Origin of the sequence: Streptomyces sp. NPDC048295 (assembly GCF_040652135.1) — a bacterium.
In the GTDB taxonomy this organism is placed as follows: Bacteria; Actinomycetota; Actinomycetes; order Streptomycetales; family Streptomycetaceae; genus Streptomyces.
Genome location: NZ_JBEZLL010000045.1, coordinates 1 through 23,276 on the forward strand (window position 1 = coordinate 1; position 23,276 = coordinate 23,276).

The 23,276-nt window shown below is 70.6% G+C and carries 22 protein-coding genes and 1 pseudogene; 20 read left to right on the plus strand and 3 right to left on the minus strand.

Translation table 11 applies throughout. From position 1 onward, the window contains the following. The 5 genes from AB0D53_RS39225 to cimA all read left to right on the plus strand — a co-directional run. Nucleotides 1-483, plus strand: a 483-nt coding sequence (locus AB0D53_RS39225; protein ID WP_362454147.1) for an amidohydrolase family protein, incomplete at its 5' end; no start/stop codon positions are given. Between the two features lie 21 nt (nt 484-504). Further along, complete coding sequence (locus AB0D53_RS39230; protein ID WP_362454182.1) at nt 505-1,506, plus strand: agmatine deiminase family protein; 1,002 nt, start codon at nt 505-507, stop codon at nt 1,504-1,506. Nucleotides 1,507-1,509: 3 nt separating this feature from the next. Beyond that, a complete protein-coding gene (locus AB0D53_RS39235; RefSeq protein WP_362454148.1) occupies nt 1,510-2,115 on the plus strand; it encodes a TetR family transcriptional regulator C-terminal domain-containing protein in 606 nt (201 codons plus the stop codon). Between the two features lie 98 nt (nt 2,116-2,213). Continuing rightward, complete coding sequence (locus AB0D53_RS39240; RefSeq protein ID WP_362454149.1) at nt 2,214-3,548, plus strand: MFS transporter; 1,335 nt, start codon at nt 2,214-2,216, stop codon at nt 3,546-3,548. A gap of 280 nt (nt 3,549-3,828) precedes the next feature. Beyond that, nucleotides 3,829-5,436 carry a citramalate synthase gene (cimA, locus tag AB0D53_RS39245; RefSeq protein WP_362454150.1) on the plus strand — a complete coding sequence of 536 codons (1,608 nt, stop codon included), beginning with the start codon at nt 3,829-3,831 and terminating at the stop codon, nt 5,434-5,436. A 76-nt stretch (nt 5,437-5,512) separates the two neighbouring features. Here cimA and AB0D53_RS39250 read toward each other — a convergent pair whose 3' ends face one another. Further along, the gene (locus AB0D53_RS39250; protein ID WP_362454151.1) at nt 5,513-5,818 is read right to left on the minus strand and encodes a hypothetical protein; all 306 of its coding nucleotides are present in this window, start codon (nt 5,816-5,818) and stop codon (nt 5,513-5,515) included. Between the two features lie 377 nt (nt 5,819-6,195). Here AB0D53_RS39250 and AB0D53_RS39255 point away from each other — a divergent pair, with 377 nt between their 5' ends. The 10 genes from AB0D53_RS39255 to AB0D53_RS39300 all read left to right on the plus strand — a co-directional run bounded on the left by AB0D53_RS39255 (nt 6,196) and on the right by AB0D53_RS39300 (nt 19,842). After that, complete coding sequence (locus AB0D53_RS39255; RefSeq protein ID WP_362454152.1) at nt 6,196-7,170, plus strand: LacI family DNA-binding transcriptional regulator; 975 nt, start codon at nt 6,196-6,198, stop codon at nt 7,168-7,170. Between the two features lie 79 nt (nt 7,171-7,249). Next, the gene (locus AB0D53_RS39260; protein WP_362454153.1) at nt 7,250-8,923 is read left to right on the plus strand and encodes an ABC transporter substrate-binding protein; all 1,674 of its coding nucleotides are present in this window, start codon (nt 7,250-7,252) and stop codon (nt 8,921-8,923) included. 30 nt (nt 8,924-8,953) lie between these two features. Continuing rightward, a complete protein-coding gene (locus tag AB0D53_RS39265; RefSeq protein ID WP_362454154.1) occupies nt 8,954-10,012 on the plus strand; it encodes an ABC transporter ATP-binding protein in 1,059 nt (352 codons plus the stop codon). Continuing rightward, nucleotides 10,009-10,989, plus strand: a complete 981-nt coding sequence (locus AB0D53_RS39270; RefSeq protein WP_362454155.1) for an ABC transporter permease — start codon at nt 10,009-10,011, stop codon at nt 10,987-10,989. The genes AB0D53_RS39265 and AB0D53_RS39270 overlap by 4 nt, the downstream gene beginning before the upstream one ends. Nucleotides 10,990-10,992: 3 nt before the next feature. Next, complete coding sequence (locus AB0D53_RS39275; RefSeq protein ID WP_362454156.1) at nt 10,993-11,997, plus strand: ABC transporter permease; 1,005 nt, start codon at nt 10,993-10,995, stop codon at nt 11,995-11,997. After that, on the plus strand, nt 11,994-13,010 hold the full coding sequence (locus AB0D53_RS39280) for an ABC transporter ATP-binding protein (RefSeq protein ID WP_362454157.1): 1,017 nt from the start codon (nt 11,994-11,996) through the stop codon (nt 13,008-13,010). Before AB0D53_RS39275 ends, AB0D53_RS39280 begins: the two co-directional genes overlap by 4 nt. Nucleotides 13,011-13,081: 71 nt before the next feature. Then, complete coding sequence (locus tag AB0D53_RS39285) at nt 13,082-14,464, plus strand: GH1 family beta-glucosidase (protein ID WP_362454183.1); 1,383 nt, start codon at nt 13,082-13,084, stop codon at nt 14,462-14,464. Nucleotides 14,465-14,518: 54 nt separating this feature from the next. Further along, nucleotides 14,519-15,892 (plus strand): hypothetical protein, encoded by a 1,374-nt coding sequence (locus tag AB0D53_RS39290; RefSeq protein ID WP_362454158.1) that lies wholly within the window; start codon nt 14,519-14,521, stop codon nt 15,890-15,892. Nucleotides 15,893-16,056: 164 nt separating this feature from the next. Next, nucleotides 16,057-18,732: a SpoIIE family protein phosphatase gene (locus AB0D53_RS39295; RefSeq protein ID WP_362454159.1), complete on the plus strand. Its 2,676-nt coding sequence runs from the start codon at nt 16,057-16,059 to the stop codon at nt 18,730-18,732. A 96-nt stretch (nt 18,733-18,828) separates the two neighbouring features. Continuing rightward, nucleotides 18,829-19,842: an NAD(P)/FAD-dependent oxidoreductase gene (locus tag AB0D53_RS39300; protein WP_362454184.1), complete on the plus strand. Its 1,014-nt coding sequence runs from the start codon at nt 18,829-18,831 to the stop codon at nt 19,840-19,842. A 111-nt stretch (nt 19,843-19,953) separates the two neighbouring features. Here AB0D53_RS39300 and AB0D53_RS39305 read toward each other — a convergent pair whose 3' ends face one another. Beyond that, nucleotides 19,954-20,577: a YceI family protein gene (locus AB0D53_RS39305; protein WP_362454160.1), complete on the minus strand. Its 624-nt coding sequence runs from the start codon at nt 20,575-20,577 to the stop codon at nt 19,954-19,956. 297 nt (nt 20,578-20,874) lie between these two features. Between AB0D53_RS39305 and AB0D53_RS39310 the strand changes: the two genes are divergently transcribed. Continuing rightward, the gene (locus AB0D53_RS39310; protein ID WP_362454161.1) at nt 20,875-21,399 is read left to right on the plus strand and encodes a hypothetical protein; all 525 of its coding nucleotides are present in this window, start codon (nt 20,875-20,877) and stop codon (nt 21,397-21,399) included. A gap of 259 nt (nt 21,400-21,658) precedes the next feature. After that, nucleotides 21,659-21,802 carry a hypothetical protein gene (locus AB0D53_RS39315; protein WP_362454162.1) on the plus strand — a complete coding sequence of 48 codons (144 nt, stop codon included), beginning with the start codon at nt 21,659-21,661 and terminating at the stop codon, nt 21,800-21,802. A gap of 1 nt (nt 21,803) precedes the next feature. Here AB0D53_RS39315 and AB0D53_RS39320 read toward each other — a convergent pair whose 3' ends face one another. Then, nucleotides 21,804-22,091 (minus strand): DUF1905 domain-containing protein, encoded by a 288-nt coding sequence (locus AB0D53_RS39320; protein ID WP_362454163.1) that lies wholly within the window; start codon nt 22,089-22,091, stop codon nt 21,804-21,806. A gap of 77 nt (nt 22,092-22,168) precedes the next feature. On the opposite strand from AB0D53_RS39320, the gene AB0D53_RS39325 reads away from it, so the two are divergent. From AB0D53_RS39325 to AB0D53_RS39335, 3 genes and pseudogenes are all read left to right on the plus strand, one after another. Beyond that, entirely contained in the window at nt 22,169-22,564 is a 396-nt protein-coding gene (locus tag AB0D53_RS39325; protein ID WP_362454164.1) for a VOC family protein, read from the plus strand. A 107-nt stretch (nt 22,565-22,671) separates the two neighbouring features. Next, nucleotides 22,672-22,983: pseudogene (locus AB0D53_RS39330) on the plus strand (hypothetical protein); the annotation flags it as partial. Between the two features lie 68 nt (nt 22,984-23,051). Next, nucleotides 23,052-23,276, plus strand: a complete 225-nt coding sequence (locus AB0D53_RS39335; protein ID WP_362454165.1) for a hypothetical protein — start codon at nt 23,052-23,054, stop codon at nt 23,274-23,276.

The following is a 23,276-nucleotide window of genomic DNA, read 5'->3' on the forward strand; positions in this document are numbered from 1 at the left end:
AAGCTCACCATCAACCCCGCCATCGCCCACGGCCTCGCCCACGAGGTCGGCTCCATCGAGACCGGCAAACTCGCCGACATCGTGCTCTGGCGCCCGGAGTTCTTCGGCGCGAAGCCGCAGCTCGTACTGAAGTCCGGCTTCCCCGCGTACGGGGTCACGGGCGACCCGAACGCCGCCACCGACACCTGCGAACCCCTGGTCCTCGGGCCGCAGTTCGGGGCGTACGGCGCCACCGCCGCCGACATCTCCGTGGCCTTCGTCTCGCAGGCGGCCACCCAGCTCGGCGCCGACTCGATGCCCACCCGCCGTCGCCGCGTCGGCGTGCGCGGCACCCGGGGCATCGGCCCCGGCGACCTGATCCACAACTCCCGTACCGGAGAGGTCGCCGTGGACGCCCGCAGCGGTCTGGTCACCCTGGACGGCGACCCGCTGCGCTCCGAGCCCGCCGAATCCGTCTCCCTCAACCGCCTCTACTTCCTCTAAGGACCCGCAGTGACCTTCCGCATGCCGCCCGAGTGGGCCCCGCACGAACGCACCTGGATGGCCTGGCCGGGCCCCAACCCCACCTTCGACACCGACGCCGAACTGGACGAGGCCCGCGCCGCCTGGGCCACCGTCGCCCGCGCCGTGCGCCGCTTCGAACCCGTCACGATGGTGGTGGGCCCCGGCCAGGAGGACCGTGCCCGCGCGCTCCTCGGCCCGGACGTCGAGCTCGCCGTCCGCCCCCTCGACGACGCCTGGATGCGGGACATCGGCCCCACCTTCGTCACCGACGGGAACCGGCTGGCCGCCGTCGACTGGACGTTCAACGGCTGGGGCGCCCAGGACTGGGCCCGCTGGGAGCACGACCAGCACATCGCCCGCTCCGTCGCCGAGCTCGCCGGCGTACCCGTGCAGAGCTCCCGGCTGGTCAACGAGGGCGGCGCCATCCACGTGGACGGCGAGGGCACCGTACTGCTCACCGAGACCGTGCAGCTCGGCAACGAGCGCAACCCCGACTGGACGCGTGAGCAGGTCGAATCCGAGATCCACGCCCGGCTCGGCACCGAGAAGGCCATCTGGCTGCCGCGCGGACTGGCCGGTGACTACGGCATGTACGGCACCCTCGGCCATGTCGACATCGTCGCCGCCTTCGCCCGTCCCGGCACCGTCGTCGCCCACGTCCAGCCGGACCCGGCCCACCCCGACCACGAGATCACCCGCGAGACCGTGCGCATCCTGCGCGAGGCCACCGACGCCAGGGGCCGCTCGCTGAACGTCGTCGAGGTCCCGGCGCCCACCGTGCTGCAGGCGGACGGGGAGTGGGTCGACTACTCCTACATCAACCACTACCTCTGCAACGGCGGTGTGGTCCTCTGCGCCTTCGACGACCCGCGCGACAAGGAAGCGGCGGAGATCTTCGGCGAGCTGTTCCCCGACCGTACGGTGACCCTCGTCGACGCCCGTACGATCTTTGCCGGCGGTGGAGGCATCCACTGCATCACCCAGCAGCAGCCGAAGGTCTGAAACGTGCCCCCCGCGCCACGCCGTCGCAACACCGCCCCGCCCCGTGAGGAACTGCTGGCCGCCGCCATGGCCACCATCGCCGAACGGGGGCTCGACGGCCTCACCATGGCCGGACTCGGCCGCGAGGTCCGGATGAGCAGCGGACACCTCCTCTACTACTTCCGCACCAAGGACGAGCTGCTGCTCCAGACCCTGGAGTGGAGCGAGGGACGGCTCGGCGCGGAGCGGCGCGCCCTGCTCTCGGGGCCGGCGACGGCCCGCGAGCGGCTCGACGGGTACATCGACCTGTACCTCCCCGACGGCCCCCGCGATCCGCACTGGACGCTCTGGCTGGAGGTGTGGAACCGCTCGCAGAAAGCGGACGACGACGCGCGTGCCCGTCAGGCCGCCATCGAGGCCGCCTGGCACCGCGACCTGGTGGACCTGCTGGAGCGGGGCGCGTCGGCCGGGGAGTTCCGGCCGGTCGACGCCGAACGGTTCGCGACCCGGCTGCGCGCCCTGCTCGACGGCTTCAGCGTCCATGTCGCGGTCGGCCTCCCCGGCACCGGACGTTCCCAAGTCATCGCGCAGGTCAGGGAGTTCGTCGAGGAATCGCTCGCCGTCCGGTAGCGCCCACCGGACCGTGAACGAAACGCACGTAAGTACGCGCGATCGTTGCGCACGGCGCCCTTGTTCCGGTCCCCGCGGTTCGGGCACGGTGACGGACCATGGGACGAGAGCAGTGGAAGAAAATCTGGGTCGGCTCGGCCGGCAACATGGTCGAGTGGTTCGACTGGTTCGTGTACGCGACCTTCGCGGTCTACTTCGCGGATTCGTTCTTCCCCGAAGGCAATGAGACCGCCAATCTCATGAACACCATGGGCATCTTCGCCGTCGGCTTCTTCATGCGGCCGGTCGGCGGCTGGCTGCTCGGGCGGATCGGCGACCGCAGGGGCCGCAAGGCCGCGCTCACCCTCACCGTCACGCTGATGTCGGCCTCCGCGATCCTCATCGCCGCCGCGCCGACGTACGACGTCGCGGGGTACGGCGGTGTCGCCGTCCTGCTGGTGGCCCGGCTGCTCCAGGGCCTGTCCGTCGGCGGCGAGTACGCCGCCAGCGCCACGTACCTCACCGAGGCGTCCGCACCCCACCGGCGCGGCTTCGCCTCCAGCTTCCAGTACGTGTCCATGACCGCCGGGCAGCTGATCGGCCTCGGCCTCCAGATCGTGCTGCAGCGCAACATGTCCGAGGCGGCCCTGCACAGCTGGGGCTGGCGCATCCCCTTCATCGTCGGTGCGCTCGGCGCCGCGATCGTCTTCTACCTGCGCCGTTCGATGCTGGAGACCGAGGTGTACGCGGAGTCCGGCGCCGCCGAGCAGGAGGACCGCGGCACGCTGAAGGCCCTGTGGCAGCACAGGCGCGAGGCGTTCCTGGTGATGGCGCTGACCATGGGCGGGACCGTCGCGTACTACACGTACACGACCTACCTCTCCAAGTTCCTCTCCACGAGCGCCGGCATGGACAAGCCCACCGCCTCGCTCGTCAGCTTCTGCGCCCTGTTCGTCTTCATGTGCATCCAGCCGCTGGCAGGTCTCCTCTCCGACCGGATCGGCCGCCGCCCGCTGCTGATCACCTTCGCCGTCGGCTCCACCTTCCTGACCGTGCCGATCATGACGATGCTCAAGCACGCGGGCACGTTCTGGCCCGCCTTCGGCCTGGCGCTGCTCGCCCTGGTCGTGGTCACCGGGTACACCTCGATCAACGCCTGCGTGAAGGCGGAACTCTTCCCGACCGGCATCCGCGCCCTGGGCGTCGCCCTGCCGTACGCCATCGCCAACGCGCTCTTCGGCGGCACCGCCGAATACGTGGCGCTCTGGTTCAAGAAGGCGGGCATCGAGTCCGGCTTCTACTGGTACGTGGCCGGCTGCGCGGCGGTCTCCCTGGTCGTCTACCTGACCATGCGCGAGACCCGCGACATCGACCTGGGCCGGGTCGGCGCCGAGGAAGCGGACCCGGCAGGCGCGGAGCCGTCCGGAGCGACCACCGTCACGCCCGCATCCTGAGACGGGGCGGGGCACGGCGGCAGCCCTGTGCAAGACTGCTTCCGTGCCCTCGTCCGTCATGATTATTGGCAGCAGGCGCGCCGGTCCGCAGTGACCGTCCCGCACCACCATGTGCGGCACGGCCACCGTGCCCCAGACCCGCGCGCAGACCTCTCGCACCCGCGAGGGGTTTTTTCGTTTTCCGGCCCTCACCTCGGCCGGGGCGAGGCGCGCACGGGATGATGGGGGCAAGTGGAGCCAGATCGTCCGGATCCGCTCATCCGACAGGAGTCAGACCAGCATGACCACCAAGGCCAAGGCCACCGACGACAGTTTCCATGTCTTCGACACCACACTGCGCGACGGGGCCCAGCGTGAAGGCATCAACCTGACGGTCGCGGACAAGCTGACCATCGCCCGGCACCTGGACAACTTCGGCGTGGGCTTCATCGAGGGCGGCTGGCCCGGCGCCAACCCCCGCGACACCGAGTTCTTCGCCCGCGCGCAGCAGGAGATCGAGTTCAAGAACGCCGAGCTGGTCGCCTTCGGCGCGACCCGCCGGGCCGGCGGCAAGGCCGCCGAGGACCCCCAGGTCAAGGCGTTGCTGGCGTCCGGCGCCCCGGTGATCACCCTGGTCGCGAAGTCCCACGACCGCCATGTGGAACTCGCGCTGCGCACCACCCTCGAAGAGAACCTGGAGATGGTCGTCGACACCGTCTCCTACCTCCGCGAGCAGGGCCGCCGGGTCTTCGTCGACTGCGAGCACTTCTTCGACGGCTACCGCGCCAACCCCGAGTACGCCAAGGCCGTCGTACGCGCCGCCTCCGAGGCCGGCGCCGATGTCGTCATCCTCTGCGACACCAACGGCGGCATGCTGCCCGCCCAGGTCCAGGCCGTGGTCTCCACGGTGCTCGCCGACACCGGCGCCCGGCTCGGCATCCACGCCCAGGACGACACCGGCTGCGCGGTCGCCAACACCCTCGCCGCCGTCGACGCGGGCGCCACCCATGTCCAGTGCACCGCCAACGGCTACGGCGAGCGGGTCGGCAACGCCAACCTCTTCCCCGTCGTCGCCGCCCTGGAGCTCAAGTACGGCAAGACCGTCCTGCCCGAGGGCGCGCTCGCCGACATGACCCGCGTCTCGCACGCCATCGCCGAGGTCGTCAATCTGACGCCCTCCACCCACCAGCCCTATGTGGGTGTTTCCGCCTTCGCCCACAAGGCCGGACTGCACGCCTCCGCGATCAAGGTCGACCCCGACCTCTACCAGCACATCGACCCCGCCCTGGTCGGCAACACCATGCGGATGCTCGTCTCGGACATGGCGGGCCGCGCCTCCATCGAGCTCAAGGGCAAGGAACTCGGCATCGACCTCGGCGGCGACCGCGAGCTCGTCGGCCGCGTCGTCGAGCGGGTCAAGGAGCGCGAGCTCAAGGGCTACACGTACGAGGCCGCCGATGCCTCCTTCGAGCTGCTGCTGCGCGCCGAGGTCGAGGGCCGGGTACGCCGCTACTTCCGCACCGAGTCCTGGCGCGCCATCGTCGAGGACCGCCCCGACGGCACGCACGCCAACGAGGCGACCGTGAAGCTCTGGGCCAAGGGCGAACGCATCGTCGCCACCGCCGAGGGCAACGGCCCGGTCAACGCCCTCGACCGGGCGCTCCGTGTCGCCCTGGAACGGATCTACCCCCAGCTCGCCAAGCTGGAGCTGATCGACTACAAGGTCCGCATCCTGGAAGGCCGCACCGGCACCGAGTCCATCACCCGAGTCCTGATCACCACGGGCGACGGAGCCGGCGACTGGGCCACGGTCGGCGTGGCGGAGAACGTCATCGCCGCGTCCTGGCAGGCCCTGGAGGACGCGTACACCTACGGCCTGCTGCGGGCGGGGATCGAGCCGACGGAGTAGCCCTCGCGGGGGACGGGCCCATGGCACGGCTGCCGTGGGCCCGGAATTCCTCCGCCCGGTAGTCCGGTTGTCCGCGTCACGGCGCCGGGTCGTCGCCCTCCGGGAGCGTGGAGGGATCGGACCCGGGGTTCCCGCCGTCGCCGGGGTCCTCCGCCCCTGGCACATACCGCCATGTGTCGTCGGTCTCCGTGCTCACCGGTGAGGGGGACGACGGGTACGCGAACGGGCCCGCGCGAAGATGCATGAGAAGGAGCATCCCTCCCACGAGCAGGACGCTGATGACGATCAGGGCGAAGCCGACCGGGTTGCGGGGGTTGTACTCGTAGCGGTTCGTCCCCAAGCGGCTTTTCCTGAACACCGGTTCGTCGTCTTCGAAGTGCATGGCGCGACGGTACGCGGGCGCACCACCACCTGGTAGGCCACGCATCGGCAGTCGCGGAGCGGACTTCATTGCCTGCTCCGCCCACCTCCCCGGTCACCTGGACCTCGGCGTCGGCGTGGACCGGCATCGAGGGGCCGCGAGTGGTTGTGCAGCGGGGCGGAAGCCGGGCGACGGCCCACGCACACGGCGGCGGGCAGAGCTTGCGTTCAGAAACTGAACGCACAACTCGCCCTGCCGGTAAGGAAAATGGGTCCGGACCAATGTCGGCGTGAAGTATTGACGGCACTGTTCCGGCGGGGTTAACTCACGCCGCAACGCCGGTACCGGTTCCGGAACCGGTTCCATCTCCGTAGCCACGCCTTGTCCCGGAGGCCTCGATGCGCGTCACCATCGCCGATGTCGCCCGTGCGGCCGGCGTCAGCAAGACGACCGTGTCGCGGGTCGTCAACGCCAAGGGCGAGGTGGACGGTGCCACGGCCGCCCGCGTTCGTGAAGTGATCGCACAACTCGGCTACGTACCCAGCTCGGGCGCCGTCGGACTGGCCCGCGGCAGCAGCCGTACGGTCGGCATGCTGGTGCCCTCGCTCACCTGGCCGTGGATGGGCGAAGTACTCCAGGGCGTCGTGGACACCGTCGAGGCGGCCGATTACGGGCTGCTGCTCTTCACCTGCAACCGCGGCGCCGAGTCCGTACAGCGCTTCACCGGGCAGGTGTCGGCGCGCGCCTTCGACGGGCTCCTGGTCGTCGAGCCCGAGAACACGCTCGACCATCTCACCGCCCTGCACCGCGGCGGGCTGCCGATCGTGCTGATCGACGATCGCGGCCACCACCCCGAGTTCCCCTCCGTCGTGACCACCAATCGCGAAGGGGGCGCGAGCGCCGCCCGCCATCTGCTGGCCGCCGGACGCACCAGACCCCTGGTCATCACGGGGCCCCGGCACTTCGGCTGCGTACGCGACCGGCTGGACGGATTCCTTACGGTCCTGCCCACCGATCTCGTCGTCCACGGGGACTTCACCGAACGCAGCGGCCGGCTGGCCGTGGAGCAACTCCTCGCCTCCGGTGCGCGGTTCGACTCGGTCTTCGCGCACAACGACATCAGCGCCGCCGGTGTGCTGCGGGCCCTGCGCGCGGCCGGGCGCTCGGTGCCGGACGACATCGCCGTGGTCGGCTTCGACGACATCCCCATGGCCGAGCACACCGAACCGCCACTGACCACCGTGCGCCAGCCCACCCGGCAGATGGGCGAGACGGCCGCGCGGATGCTGCTCTCCCACCTCGGCGGCACGCCCGTGCCCGACGCACCGGTCGTGCTGCCCACCGAACTGGTCGTGCGCCACTCGGCGCCGTAGCGGTCCGGCCGGAGCCCGCGGCCGACCGCTCCTTCGTACTCCCCGGATCCTCCCGACCGCAGTCCCTCTTGGAGTCGCCATGTCCGAACGACGTCACGCCACGTTGAGAGCGCTCTCGATCGCCACCGCAGTGGTGGCGCTCGCCGCCGGTTGCTCGTCCGCCAACTCGGGTGCGGGCAAAGGGGGCGGCGCCTCCGGCGTGCTGACCCTGGGCAAGCCGGACGGTCCGCAGACCGACAACAGCAACCCGTTCCTCAGCACCTCGGCGGGTGCCACGCTCGGCTACCGCTTCATGATCTACGAGCCGCTCGCCATGACGAACCAGATCCGGCCCGCGGACAAGGCCGCCCCGTGGCTGGCGACCGACTGGAAGTGGGAGTCCAACTTCACCCGGGTCACCTTCACCCTCGACCCCGAGGCCAAGTGGGCCGACGGCAAGCCGCTGACCGCCGACGACGTCGCGTACACCTTCGAGCTCCTCAAGAAGCACCCGGCGCTGAACGGCAACGGCATCCCGTTCGACGGGATCGCGGTGCGCGGCAAGCAGGTCGAGCTGACCTTCAAGGAGTCCCAGTACGTCAACCAGAACAAGATCATCCAGCAGTTCATCGTGCCCAAGCACATCTGGCAGGGCGTCAAGAACCCCGAGACCTGGCCCAACCGCACACCCGTCGGCTCGGGCCCGTACAAGCTGAAGACGTTCACCCCACAGACCACCACGCTGACCGCCACGCCCACGTACTGGAAGGGCGGGACCAAGGTCAAGGAGCTGCGCTACACCGCGTACAACGACAACAGCGCGGCGACCACGGCACTGGCCAACGGCAAGGTCGAGTGGTCGTTCGTCTTCATGCCCAACTACAAGCAGCTGTTCATCGCCAAGGACCCGAAGAACCACAAGCTGTGGTTCCCCTCCGGGCTCGGCATCCACGGACTCTGGTTCAACACCGCCCGCAAGCCGTTCGACAACCCGGCGCTGCGCAAGGCCATGGCGATGGTCGTCGACCGCAAGGCGATCTACACCCAGGCCGAGGCCACCCTCTACCCCGAGATCACCAACCCGACCGGAATCCCGCTGCCCGCCGGTGAGTCCTTCCTCGCCCCCGAGTACAAGAACGCCACCACCGCGCCCGACGTGGCGGGCGCCAGGAAGGTGCTCGCCGACGCCGGGTTCGAGCTCAGCGGCGGCGTACTGAAGGACCCGGACGGCAAGCCGGTGAAGCTCACCTTCACCGACCCGGCCGGCTGGAACGACTACATCACCGGTCTCGCCATCATCAAGGACAACATCAAGCAGCTCGGCATCGAGGCCAAGGTCAAGACGCAGACGGCGGAGGCCTGGGGCGCGGACGTCGCCAACGGCAACTTCGACGCCACCCTGCACTGGACCAACAGCGGCGCCACCCCGTACGACATGTACCAGAACATCATGGACGGCGCGCTGCTCCAGCCCCTCGGCAAGGCGTCCCAGCTCGGCAACTTCGGCCGCTTCAAGAACGACGAGGCCACCGCGGCGCTCAAGGACTTCGCGAGCGCCACCGAGGACTCCGCCCGCACCGCGGCCATGAACACCCTCCAGAAGATCATGGTCGAGCAGGCGCCGATGATCCCGACGGCCGCCGCCCCCATCGGAGCCGAGTACTCCACGAAGAACTGGGTGGGCTGGCCCACCGAGGCCGACCCGTACGCGCCGCCGCAGCACACCCAGCCCTCCGCGCTCCAGATCGTGCTGAAGCTCCAGCCCGCCAAGTAGAGCCAGGGACACGGGACACAGGGAACGGCCATGTCGAATCAGCCCCCACCGAACCACGTCGTGCTCGAAGCACGCTCCATCACCAAGCACTTCCCCGTACGCCGCACCGGACGCGACCTCGTCACGGGCAGACGACGTACCGTCCACGCCGTCGACGACGTCTCGCTGGAACTGCGGCGCGGCACCGTCACGGCGCTGGTGGGGGAGTCGGGCTCCGGGAAGTCCACCGTGGCCAGACTGCTCGCCCGGCTCCATCCGCTCACCGCCGGCGAGATCCGGCTGGACGGCACGCCCGTGAAGGCCGGAGCGGGCCGGTCCTTCCGCGCCTACGTACGCCGGGTCCAGCTCATCTTCCAGGACCCGTTCGCCTCGCTGAACCCGGTGCACACCGTGCGCTACCACCTCACCCGCGCGCTGCGGATCCACGGCCGGGCGGGCAGCGGCGACGCGGAGCTGGAGGAGAACCTGACCGCGCTGCTCGACCGGGTCCAGCTGACCCCCGCGCACCAGTACCTGGACCGGTTCCCGCACGAGCTGTCGGGCGGACAGCGCCAGCGGGTGGCCATCGCCCGCGCACTCGGCGCCGATCCCCGGGTGCTGCTCGCCGACGAGCCCGTCTCGATGCTGGACGTGTCGATCCGGCTCGGCGTGCTCAATCTGCTGAAGGACCTCAAGGACCGGCTGAGCCTGGCGGTCCTCTACATCACCCACGACATCGCGTCGGCCCGCTACTTCGCGGACACGACGCTGGTGATGTACGCGGGCCGGATCGTCGAGGGCGGCGAGAGCGAGACCGTCACCCAGCGCCCCGCCCACCCCTACACCCAGCTCCTCATCGCCTCGGCACCCGACCCGGACCGGGTGGTCGCCGAGGCGGAGCGGGAGGAGACCGGCAGCGGCGAACCGCCCTCGCTCATCGACCCGCCCCCGGGCTGCCGCTTCCACCCCCGCTGCCCCAAGGCCATGGCCCGCTGCCGCACCGAGGCGCCGCCCCGCTTCGACCTCGAAGGCGGCCAGTGGGCGGCCTGCTGGCTGTACGCGGACGGAGCGGGAGCCGGCCACGAGCCCCGGAAGGATAGCGCGGCGTGAAATACCTCCTGCAACGGCTCGCCTTCTACCTGGTCACCGCCTGGGCGGCCATCACCATCAACTTCCTGATCCCGCGCATGATGCCGGGCGACCCGGTCCAGGCGCTGCTCGCCCGCTTCCAGGGCCAGCTCGACACCAACGCCGTCGACTCGCTCAAGGCACTCTTCGGCCTGGACGAGCAGCGCTCGCTCTGGCAGCAGTACACCGACTACTGGTCGCATCTGATCGACGGCGACCTCGGGCTCTCCTTCACCTTCTTCCCGACGCCGGTCAGCGAGGTGATCGCCCAGTCGCTGCCGTGGACGCTCGCGCTCGTCGGCATCACCACACTGATCAGCTTCCTGCTCGGCACCGGCATCGGCGTCTTCACCGGCTGGCGGCGCGGCTCCTGGATGGACAGCCTGCTGCCCGTCACCACCTTCATCTCGGCCATCCCGTACTTCTGGCTGGGGCTCATCGCCATCGCCCTGTTCGCCGTGAAATGGCCGCTCTTCCCGGCCGCCGGGGGCTACGACAGCTCGCTCGTGCCCGCCTTCGACTGGCCGTTCGTCTCCAGCGCGCTCTACCACGGGGCACTGCCCGGCCTCACCATCGTGCTCAGCGCCGTGGCCGGCTGGATCCTCGGCATGCGGAACATGATGGTGACGGTGTCCTCCGAGGACTACGTCATGGTCGCCCAGGCCAAGGGGCTCTCCGAGCGCCGGGTGATGTTCGGGTACGCGGCACGCAACGCGATCCTCCCCAACATCTCCGGCTTCGCCCTCTCACTGGGCTTCATCGTCGGCGGCACCCTGCTGGTGGAGATGGTCTTCTCCTATCCCGGCATCGGCTACCAGCTCTTCCAGGCCGTGGGCGCCAAGGACTACCCCCTGATGCAGGGCGTCTTCCTGATCATCACGCTCTCCGTCCTCGCGGCGAACCTGCTCGCCGACATCCTCTACATGGCCCTCGACCCCCGTACCCGAAGGGAGGCCTAGTCCATGGCCACCGCTGCCGCCGAGGCCGTCGTGACCGGCCCGGCCGGGACCGATCCGGACGGGACCCGGGCGCCCGGCAGACGCGGGACGCGCCTGCTGCGCGGCCGCAAGACCGTCATCGGCCTCGGGATCCTCGCCTTCTTCGCCGTGATCGCGGTCCTCGGACCGTGGATCGCCCCGTACGACCCCGACACCATGAGCGACCAACTGCTCCGACCGCCCTCCGCCGCCCACTGGTTCGGCACCACGCAGACCGGTCAGGACGTGCTCTCGCAGATCCTCGTCGGCACCCGCGGAGTCCTGGTCGTCGGCTTCGTCGCCGGGATACTCGCGACGGTCCTGTCCGTACTGATCGGAGTCAGCGCCGGCTTCCTCGGCGGCACCGCCGACGAGCTGCTCTCCCTGCTCTCCAACGTCTTCCTGGTCATCCCGGGGCTGCCGCTGATCATCATCATCGCCAGCTTCGTCTCCGACACCGGCGACATCCTGATCGCCGCCGTCATCGCCCTCACCTCCTGGGCCTGGGGGGCGCGGGTGCTGCGCGCCCAGACGCTCTCGCTGCGCCGCCGGGACTACGTCGAGGCTGCCCGAGCCACCGGCGAACCGACCTGGCGGATCATCTTCTTCGAGGTGCTGCCCAATCTGACGGCCGTCATCGCCTCCGGTTTCGTCTCCACCGTGATCTTCGCGATCCTCTCCGAGATCACCCTCGCCTTCATAGGCGTCGCCGACATCTCCGACTGGAACTGGGGGACCGTCCTGTTCTGGGCGCAGTCCAACCAGGCCCTGGCCCAGGGCGCCTGGTGGTGGTTCGTCCCCGCCGGGCTCTGCATCGCCCTGCTCGGCATGTCGCTCGCCCTGATCAACTTCGGCATCGACGAGTTCGTCAACCCGCGCCTGCGCACCGGGACCGGCGCGTCCCGGAAGGTCCGGATGCGGGTCGGCTTCACCCCCGTGACGCGCGGATCCGCGACCCGCGGTACGGACGACAAGGAGACCGGCTCATGAGCGGCGACGAGGCCGTCCTCACCGTCCGCGGCCTGAACGTGGACTACGGCACCGGGGCCGGCGCCGTGCACGCGCTGCGCGACGTCGACCTCACCCTGCACCGGGGCGAAGTCCTCGGCCTGGCCGGGGAGTCGGGCTCCGGCAAGTCCACGCTGGCGTACGCGGTGACCCGGCTGCTCCAGCCGCCCGGGGTGATCACCGGCGGCGAGGTCCACTACCACCGACGGGACGGCGGGGCGCTCGACCTGCTGGCCCTGTCGGCCGCCGGGCTGCGGGCCTTCCGCTGGCAGGAGCTGTCCATCGTGTTCCAGGGCGCGATGAACTCGCTCAACCCGGTGCACACCGTCCACAGCCAGCTCACCGACGTACTGCGGGCCCACCGCCCCGAGCTGAAACGGGCCGGACGGACCGCCCGGGCAAAGGAGTTGCTGGAGCTCGTCGGCATCTCCGCCGACCGGCTCCCCGCCTACCCGCACCAGCTCTCCGGCGGGATGCGCCAGCGCGTGATGATCGCGATGGCGCTCGCGCTGGAGCCCGAGATCGTCATCATGGACGAGCCGACGACGGCCCTGGACGTCGTCATGCAGCGCCAGATCCTGCGCCAACTGGTCGGACTCCGCGAGGAGCTGGGCTTCTCGGTCGTCTTCATCACCCACGACATCTCGCTGCTGATCGAGTTCTCGGACCGGATCGCGATCATGTACGGCGGCCGGATCGTCGAGGAGGCGGCGGCCTCCACGATCTACCGGGACCCCCGCCACCCCTACAGCGACGGGCTGCTGCACTCCTTCCCCGCCCTGCACGGCGCCCGCCGCGAACTCACCGGCATCCCCGGCTCGCCCCCGCACCTGTCCGCGATGCCGGCCGGCTGCGCCTTCCACCCCCGCTGCGGCCGGGCGCTCGACGCCTGCGCCACCCATGTCCCGGCGCTCGCCGCACCGGACGGCGACGACTCCCGCACGGTCGCCTGCTGGCTCCACGCGCAGGCACCGGCCATGACCTCCCGCCCGTAGCGCCCCACCCACACCACAGGAGCCCCGTGAACACCACCCCCGCCACCGCCTCCGAGACCTACGCCCGCGAGATCACCGCCGCGGCCGTCCCCGGCCTGCCCCCCGGCTTCCGCTGGGGCGTCGCCACCGCCGCGTACCAGATCGAGGGCGCCGCCGCCGAGGACGGCCGGACCCCCTCCATCTGGGACACGTACTGCAGGGTGCCCGGCATGGTCGTCCGCGGTGAGAACGGCGACGTGGCCTGCGACCACTACCACCGGATGCCCGAGGACGTGCGGCTCATCGCGGACCTGGGCGTCGACACCTACCGGTTCTCGCTCGCCTGGCCGCGCATCCAGCCCGGCGGGCGCGGACCGGCCAACGCGAAGGGGCTGGACTTCTACAAGCGCCTGCTGGACGAGCTGGAGGCCAGGGACATCACCCCCTGGATCACCCTCTACCACTGGGACCTCCCGCAGGAACTGGAGGACGCCGGCGGCTGGCCCGCCCGGGACACCGCCCACCGCTTCGCCGAGTACGCCGCGCTCGCCCACGACGCGCTCGGTGACCGGGTGAAGCACTGGACGACGCTGAACGAGCCGTGGTGCTCGGCCATGCTCGGCTACGCGTACGGCAACCAGGCGCCCGGCAGGCAGGACTTCGGCGACGCGATCAGGGCCGTCCACCACCTGCTCCTCGGCCATGGCCTCGCCGCACGGCACATCCGCGGGACGGCCGCCGCCCGGGGCCACGAACTCGAACTCGGCATCACGCTGAACCTCGGCACCGCCACCCCCGAGACCGACCGCCCCGAGGACGCCCAGGCATGCCGCCGCGCCGACGGGATGGGCCGCCGCCTCTACCTGGACCCGCTGGTCAGGGGCGCCTACCCCGAGGACGTCGTCGCCGATCTCGCCCTGCACGGGGCCGAGCTCCCGGTCCGGGACGGCGACCTGGACATCATCTCCACCCCGATCGACGTCCTCGGCGTCAACTTCTACCGAGGCACCCTCTTCTCCGGCGTCACGGAGGAGGGCTCCCCGGCCGACGCCGAGGGGCTGCCCGTCACCCGGGGGGTGGAGCGCGACCTGCCGCGTACCGCGATGGACTGGGAGATCACCCCCACCGCCCTCACCGACCTGCTCGTGGGCCTGGAGGAGGAGTACGGCGTCCCGACGGTGGTCACCGAGAACGGCGCCGCGTTCGACGACACCGTCTCCGAGGACGGGCAGATCCATGACGCCGACCGCACCACCTACCTCGCCGACCACATCGCCGCCGTCGCCGCGGCCCGCGCCGCCGGGGCCGACGTCCGGGGCTACTTCGCCTGGTCGCTGCTGGACAACTTCGAGTGGTCCTACGGCTACGACAAACGGTTCGGCATCGTCCGCGTCGACTACGGCACACAGGAGCGGACGCTCAAGGACAGCGCCAAGTGGTACCGCGACACCATCCGGCTCACCAGGGGCCGGTGAGGAAGGCTCGCGACGGCTGTCGCAGGCGGTGCCCATCCGGGTTAGCTTCGAGGTATGCGGAACAGACTGTTCCCGTCGATGCTCGCCGCCCTGCTGCTGATCCTGGCGGCGGCCGGCCTCGGTATGGCGCCCGGCGCGCCCGCGGCGACGGGAGCATCCACCGTCGACGATGTCGCGCAGGCCCTGCGCAAGGGCCCGGTGTACGTCGATCCGGCGGCGTCCGGCCGGCTCCCACCGGGCCGGGCCGCCGCCCTGGCGAAGAAGATCAAGGACGCCGGCAAGCCCGTGTTCGTGGCGGTGCTGCCCCGGACCTCCGCGTTCCCCGCCAAGACCCTGCTGGCCACCCTGCGCACCGACACCGGGATCACCGGCGTCTACGCGGTCCGCCTCGGCGACGGCTTCGACGCGGGCGCCGACCCCCAGGTGATGTCCACCCGAGCGGTCCACAACCTCACCGCCGCGGTGAAGACGCCCGGCGCGGACACCGACGCCGCCACGCAGCTGAACGCCTTCGTCGACCGGGCCGTCGAGCAGGCCCGGGGCAGCGCCCCCGACTCCTGGGGCGGCTCGTCCGGGGGCGGCGGGTCCTCGCCCGCCGCCGGGCTGATCACGGCCGGCGCGGTCCTGGTGCTGGGCGGCGGCACCGCCTACGCGCTCGTCCGCCGGGGCCGCAGGCGCAAGGAGACCGAGGAGCGGGCCGCACTCGACCGGCTCCGGGTCGTCGTGGACGAGGACATCACCGCGTACGGCGAGACCCTCGACCGGCTCGACTTCCACCCGGCCGAACCGGGCGCCGACGACAACATGCGCGCGGACTACGAGCGGGCCCTCGACTCCTACGAGACCGCGAAGTCCCGGATGGAGCGGGCCCGGCACCCGTCCGACGTGCGCGGGGTCACCCGGGCGCTGGAGGACGGCCGCTTCTCCCTCGCCGTCCTGGAGGCCCGCCGCACCGGCGGCGAACTGCCGGCCCGCCGCCCGCCGTGCTTCTTCGACCCGCGCCACGGCCCATCGGTCGCCGACGTCCGGTGGTCCCCGTCCGGCGGCACGGCCCGCGAGGTCCCGGTCTGCGCCGCCGATGAAGTCCGGCTGCGCGAGGGCGAGGAACCGCTGAGCCGCACCGTCGACACCGGCGACGGCCGCCGCCCCTACTGGGAGGCGGGCCCGGCGTACGGTCCGTGGGCGGGCGGCTACTTCGGCGGCGGCCTGCTCCCCGGCCTGCTCGTCGGCACGGTGCTCGGGTCCATGCTGTCGAGCCCGGCCGACGCGGCGGATTACGGCGGCGGCGACTTCGGCTCCGGCGCGGACTGGAGCGGTGGCGCCTTCTCCGGCTCCGACTTCGACCCTTCCGGCTTCGACGGCGGGGGCTTCGACGGGGGCGGCGGCGACTTCGGAGGTGGCGGCGGCTTCGACGGCGGCGGGTTCTGAGCCGCTGACCAGCGACCTCTCGGGCAGGTGTGATTCATGCTAGACCTGAATACATGTCTGGTATCGGCCGATTCCGGGCGCGGCTGCGACGCTCCGTCCGGCGATCACATCGGCACGATGGAGGACGCACGGGCCGGGCGGCCCCCGCGCCGTCCGGACCGGACATGACCGGCCGGTCGCCGAACCGCCCGGTGCGCGCCCTGTTCAGCACGCGCACCGTGGCGGGCCAGGTCTTCGTCTTCGTGCTCGGCCTCGTGCTGCTGCTGGTCTGCGCCGGGGCGATCGCCCTGGTGGTGCAGGGCCGCCGCGACAGCATGGCCGAGGCCCGCGCCCACACCCTGAGCGTCGCCGAGACCTTCGCCTACGCGCCCGGGACCGCCATCGCGCTCGACAGCAGGAACCCCACCGCGATCCTTCAGCCGCGCGCCGAGGAGGTGCGCAAACGGGCCCAGGTCGAGTACGTCGTGGTGGCCGGCCGGGAGGGCATCCGCTACACCCACCCCGATCCCGCGCTGATCGGCGGGCACCTCACCGGCCCGTACAAGGAGGCACTGGCCGGGCACACGTACACCTGGACGTTCACCGGAGACCACGGGCCCTCGGTCAACTCGGTCGTGCCCGTGCCCCGGGCGGACGGCTCGATCGCCGGGCTGGTCTCGGTCGGGATCACCGTCGAGTCGGTGAACGCGGTGGCGGACCGCTCCATCCCGCTCGCCGCGGGCGCCGCGGTGGTCGCCCTCGCGATCACCACAGCCGGCGCCACGCTCCTGAGCAGACGGCTGAGCCGCCAGACCCATGGCCTCGGGGCCGCCGAGATGACCCGGATGTACGAGCACCACGACGCGGTGCTGCACGCCGTCCGCGAGGGCGTCCTGATCGTCGGGGCCGACCGGCGGCTGACCCTGGCCAACGACGAGGCCCGCAGACTTCTCGACCTGCCCCCGGGCGCCGAGGGCCGGGCCGTCGCGGAACTCGGACTGGACCCGGACACCGAGGACCTGCTGGTCTCCGGCCGCACCGTCACGGACGAGGTGCTGCGGGCCGGCAAGCGGCTGCTCGCCGTCAACCTCCGGCCCACCGAAACGGACGGGGGGCCGCTCGGCACGGTGGTCACCCTGCGGGACACCACCGAACTCCGCGCGGTCACGGGACAGGCGGAATTCGCGACCGAACGACTGCTGCTCCTGTACGAGGCCGGCGCCCGGATCGGCACCACGCTCGATATGACCCGGACGGCCCAGGAGCTGGCCGACGTGGCGATCCCCGGATTCGCCGACGCCGCGACGGTCGACCTCGCCGACCCGGTACGACGCGGGGACGAACCGGTCGTCCCGGACGGCGGCCTGCTGGAGATGCGCCGCACCGCCGTCGCGGCGGTGCGCGCGGACCACCCGCTGTATCCGGTCGGCCATGTGGTGGGCTTCGTCCCGGCCAGGACCCGGGCCATGCGGGTGCACCGGGACGACGCCGATCTGAAGACCGATTTCGAGAGGCTGGGCTGGCGGAACTGGGACCACACCACGGCCGAGCGGCTCAGGGAGCAGGGATTCCACTCGATCGTCTCGGTGCCGCTGCACGCGCGCGGCACCATCCTGGGCATGGCCAACTTCTGGCGCTCGGGCGAATCGGAACCCTTCGACGACGACGACGTGTCCTTCGCGGAGGAACTGGCGGCCCGGGCCGCGGTGGGTGTGGACAACGCCCGCCGCTACACGCGCGAGCACGCACTGGCCGTGACCCTGCAACGCAGTCTGCTGCCCCGCGCCCTGCCCGAGCAGAACGCCCTTGAGGTGGCCCACCGCTATCTGCCGGCGTACGAGGGGGTCGGCGGCGACTGGTTCGACGTCATCCCGCTGTCCGGCGCCCGGGTGGCGCTGGTCGTCGGCGACGTGGTCGGTCACGGGCTGCACGCCGCGGCCACCATGGGGCGGCTGCGCACCAGCGTCCACAACTTCTCCTCGCTGGACCCCGCGCCCGACGAACTCCTCGGGCATCTCGACGAACTGGTGACCCGGATCGACCGGGACGAGGCGGAGGAGGGCGATCCCGAGATCGCCGGTGCCACCTGCCTGTACGCGATCTACGACGCGGTCTCCGGGAACTGCGCGGTGGCGCGGGCCGGCCACCCCGGGCCCGTGCTGGTGCTCCCGGACGGCACCGTCGCGTTCCCCGAGCTCCCGATCGGACTTCCTCTCGGCATCGGCGGCATGCCCTTCGAGGCGGCCGAGTTCCACGTACCCGAGGGAAGCCGGCTGGTCCTCTACACGGACGGCCTCGTCGAGCGGCGGGGCCGGGACATCGACACCGGTCTCGGTCTGCTGCGCGAGGCCCTGGCCGGCCGCGACCGGACGCCGGAGGAGACCTGCGACGACGTGCTCGCCGCACTGCTGCCGGACCGGCCGGACGACGACGTCGCCCTGCTCGTGGCCCGCACCCGCACGCTCGATCCCGACCAGGTCGCACAGTGGGCCGTGGCCACCGATCCGGCGGCCGTCGCCGGAGTGCGCAAGAACGTCGCCCAGTGGCTGACCGACCGGGGCCTGGAGGAGGAGGCGTTCGCCACCGAGCTGATCCTGAGCGAACTGGTCACCAACGCGGTGCGCTACGGCACAGCACCCATCGAGGTCCGTCTGCTCTACGACCGCAACCTGATCTGCGAGGTGTCCGACAGCAGCAGCACCTCACCGCATCTGCGCTATGCGGCGACGACGGACGAGGGCGGCCGGGGACTGTTCCTCGTCGCCCAGTTCGCCGAACGCTGGGGCACCCGTTACACCGAGACGGGCAAGGTCATCTGGTCGGAGCAGACGGTCGGCGAACCGGAGGAGGACGACCTCTAGAGAGACGCTATTTGCCGTTACGGCAATGTTTCTTGCTGAAATAGCGTGTCCTCGCGGACGCTCTCCGGTGAAAGGGAGGTGCTCCTCATGAGCGAAATGACCGGACACGAGGGCGTGGACAGCGGCGGCGGGGCGACGGCCAGGGACGGCGGCGCGGAACGGCGCTACGACGTGGTGGTGATCGGCGGTGGTGCCGCCGGACTGAGTGGAGCCGTGACCCTGGCCAGGGCGCGGCGGTCGGTGCTGGTGATCGACGCCGGGCAGCCGCGCAACGCCCCGGCCTCGCACATGCACGGCTACCTGGGACACGACGGCCTCCCGCCCTCCCGGCTGCTGGCCACCGGCCGGGACGAGGTGACCCGTTACGGGGCGGAGGTCGTCCAGGACGCCGTGGTGGCCGCCGAGCGACTGCCCGGAGGTGAGGGATTCCGCGTCGTACGCAAGGACGGGGCCCCGGTCGTGGCGCGCCGGCTCCTGGTGACCACCGGCCTCGTCGACGAGCTGCCCCCGGTGCCGGGCCTGGCCGAACGGTGGGGGCACGAGGTCCTGCACTGCCCGTACTGCCACGGCTGGGAGGTCGGTTCCCGCCCGGTCGGTGTCCTGGCCACCGGGCCGCTGGCCGTGCACCAGGCGCTGATGTGGCGTCAGTGGAGCGAGGACGTCACCCTCTTCCGTCACACCGGGCCCGAGCCCACGGACGAGGAGTACGAGCAGCTGGCCGCCCGCGGCATCGCCGTGGTCGACGGCGAGGTGACCGGTCTCGGCGTGGCGGACGAGCGGCTCACCGGCGTCCGGCTGGCGGGAGGCCGGGTCGTCGCCGCCGAGGCCGTCGTGGTGCAGCCCCGCTTCACCGCCCGCGCGGACTTCCTCGCGAGCCTGGGGCTGGGCGTGGCCGAGATGAAGGCGGCGGACCAGGTGATCGGGACGTACGTCGCCGCCGACCCGGACGGGGAAACGGAGGTGCCCGGCGTCCGGGTGGCCGGCAATGTCGCCGACCCGAAGGGGAAGGTCGTCGCGGCCGCCGCCGCCGGGGTGCGGGCCGCCATGGCGATCAACGCCGAGCTGATCACGGACGACGTGAACCGCGCGGTCGCCGCCCGCCGGGCCTGACCGGGCGGACGCCGAGCGCCCGCCTCCCTCCCCGGCGGGGGAGAGGAGGGCGGGCGCGCTCGGGTTCGGGCGTGAGGGGCCAGGAGCCGAAGGCGTCGTGGCGGTGGGGCCTCAGCCCTGCGTCACGGCGGACTTGATCGCGGAGATGTCGAAGTTGAGCTTGACCTTGTCGCTGACCATCACGCCGCCGGTCTCCAGCGCCGCGTTCCAGGTCAGGCCCCAGTCGGAGCGCAGGATGTCGGCACTGCCCTCGAAGCCGACCCGCTCGTTGCCGTAGACGTCGGTGGCGGAGCCGTTGAACTCCAGGTCGATGGAGAGCGGACGGGTGACGTCCTTGATGGTCAGGTCGCCCGTGACGCGGTACTTGTCGCCGCCGAGCTGCTCGGCCTGCGTGGAGCGGAACGTCATGAGCGGGAACTTCTCGGCGTCGAAGAAGTCGCCGCTGACCAGGTGGCCGTCGCGGTCGGCGATACCGGTGTCGACGCTGCCGATCCTGACGTCGATCGAGGCGGTGGAGTTGGCCGGGTCGGAGCCGTCCAGCTTCAGGCTGCCCTCGTGCTCGCCGAAGGTGCCGCGCACGTTGGTGACCATGGCGTGGCGCACGGTGAAGCCGATGCTGCTGTGGGCCGGGTCGATCGCGTAGTCGCCGGTGAGGGCGGCCAGGGCCGGGTCCACGGCGGGGGCGACGGTGGTGGCGGACGGGGCGTTGTTGTTCTTGCGGTTGAACAGAGCCATGGCTCCTCCTCGGGGGACGTGATCGAGCGGCGATCGAGCGGGGGTCGAACTGTGGTTGAGCAGTGGGGTCGAGCGGTGGGGTCGAGCAGTGGTCGAAGTGGTTGTTTAACCTTCAACGAGATTGACTGTAGCGCGATCTAGTTCAATGTTCAACATCAAGGCTGCGTGTGTTCGTGAATGGCGGCCGAACGATGGCGCAACTCCCGCGCCCGATCGCCGCTCCCCTCTGGCGGACGCGCGTAGAACTCGGGCAGTATCTCCATGCCCTTACTTGTCATGAGCAGGAGGAGTCCCCCCATGCTGTCCCATATGAGACTGCGCCCCGTGCTGACCGCTTTCGCCCTCGTTCTGGGCGTTCTCTTCGCCCCGGGCATCGGTGTCCTCGGCGGCGGCGCCACCCAGGCCCACGCCGACACCAAGCTCACCCACGCCCAGGCCACCGCCCGGTTCAGCTCCTCCGGGGTCACCTGGTCGTCCTCCGGCGGCTGCTCCAACCGCAACGTCGCCACCTGCACCTCGTTCGACCAGCTCAACCTGGCCACCGCGCAGGGCGCCCAGACCCTCAAGAGCGCCACGGGCTGCGCGCTGAACATCACCGGCGGCACCGAGACCGGCCACGCCAGCGGCACGTACTCCCACTGGAACGGCTACAAGCTCGACTTCGCCAAGTCGACCTGCCTCACCAACTACGTCCACAACGTCTTCACCTACATCGGTGTGCGTGGTGACGGTGCCCCCCAGTACCAGGCGGGCTCCGGCAACGTCTACGCCGACGAGGGCAACCACTGGGACGTGACGTACTACAACTGCGGCGGCTGCTGATCTCCGCACGCATCACCTCGCACGGGGTGCCCCTGCCCGCCGGACAGGGGCACCCCGTGCTGCTCTCCGTGACCGGATCAGCCTGGTCGACTGCCGAGGTCCTGACCCGGACCGACCAGCCATCGCGATCACCGGAACCCGGAAGGGCGAGGTATCAGTGACACACTCCGCAGGCCCGCCGACCCCCGATCGCAGCCGCCCGGACCTGTGGTACCGACTGAGTCCCCGGAGTTCACGGTCGTTCGTCCTCGGTCTCTGCATGGCCGTGGGCGGGCTCGCCGGCGGGGTGCGCTCCGCGATGGACGGAAAGGGGATCTGGACGGCCGTCGGCATCTTCGGCGTGGGGGTTGCCGGTGTCGTACTCGCCGTCGCGTGGATCGTGACGTACGCGCGGGAGCGCTGAGCTAAACGCGAATGGTCACGGCCACGGTCACCTCGTCACCCGCCGAGAGCCCCTGCGGCTCACGGACCGCGCTCTTGAGCGGCAGCAGGTAGCCGCCGTCCTTGGGGACGAGCGACGTGGTGAACGCGGTCTCGCCGATGCGCGCGTCCACGGGAACCGCGCCCCAGGCGTACGCGGCCGGCGCGGCCACCTCGCGGATGTCGGCGGCCTGTTCGGCCGGCACGGCGGCGAAGTAGAACGGTGAAGGCCCCCGCCGCTCGATGACGCGGCCGGTGAATTCAACGTGCACGTGAGCGATCCGTTCATCAAGGGATCCGAATGCCGGGCAGCGTACCCTGAGGCGCGTCCGCGCTATCTGGGAGAGTCATGACAAGTAGGTTCACCGAGCTGACAGTTGACTGCCGTGATCCGGAGAGGCTCGCGGCCTTCTGGTGCGAGGTCCTGGACTTCAAGGTGATCGACCGGAGCGAGGGCAAGGTCGAGATCGGCTCCTGGGTGCCGACCATCGAGGACGTCCGGGCCCGCCAGATGCCGCCCACTCTGCTGTTCATTCAGGTGCCCGAGGGCAGGACCGTGAAGAACAGGCTCCACCTCGACGTCAGCCCGATCGACGGCAGCACCGAGGACGAGGTGACCAGATTGCTCGGGCTTGGCGCCACCAGGACGGATGTGGGCCAGGGCCCGGACCGGAACTGGGTGGTCATGGCAGACCCCGAGGGCAACGAGTTCTGCGTCCTGCGCACCCTCGCACCGCAGAACTAGGCCCTCTCGTCCGGCCGTGAGCGGGCACCCGCGGATGAATGCGGGCCGTTGCCATGTCCACGGTTCTGAGTGATCCATCAGGGTTCGCGAATGGCAGGTGCCGTTTGATGTACGCAACAGAGCTGACAGAAGCCCGCATCGAGAATGCGAGCAACATCTTGGTCGCACCTTCGATGTTGCAGGACAATGACTTGATCAAGGACTTCTTCGGGTCCACGATCACGCCGGAGGACCTTGCTTCCGGTTCGCCCGACCTCGCACAGAAGAACGTCTACCTGTGTGGCGACATATCCGGGATCAGCGGCCGCCAACTGCATGCGGCTGCCCGGGTATTCGTCATCCGCGAGGAGCACGCGTTCCAGTCCCTGACGGAGTCCACCAAGCCTGGAACGGCCCATCGCAGCGGAATCTGTCTGACGCTAGCGCGGACAGTGGCTGGCAGTCGAGAGCTTTCAAAGGACTGGACGCCAAGAACGCCATCGCCAACGTGAAGTACCGGATCAGCGCTTCGGTTTCCGTCGGCTCGGACGATCGCGTCAGCACGACGTATCGTGTGGACCTTTTCAAGAACTGGAACTTCGGCAGGGGAAAGAAGGCAGCCATCCCGTACACCGGCATGTCGATCGACCTGGGGCAGTTCCTGGACCTTCATGAGCATGGATATGCGCAGGAGCACGACATGGTCGGCACAAGTTCACTGCACGACTTCTAA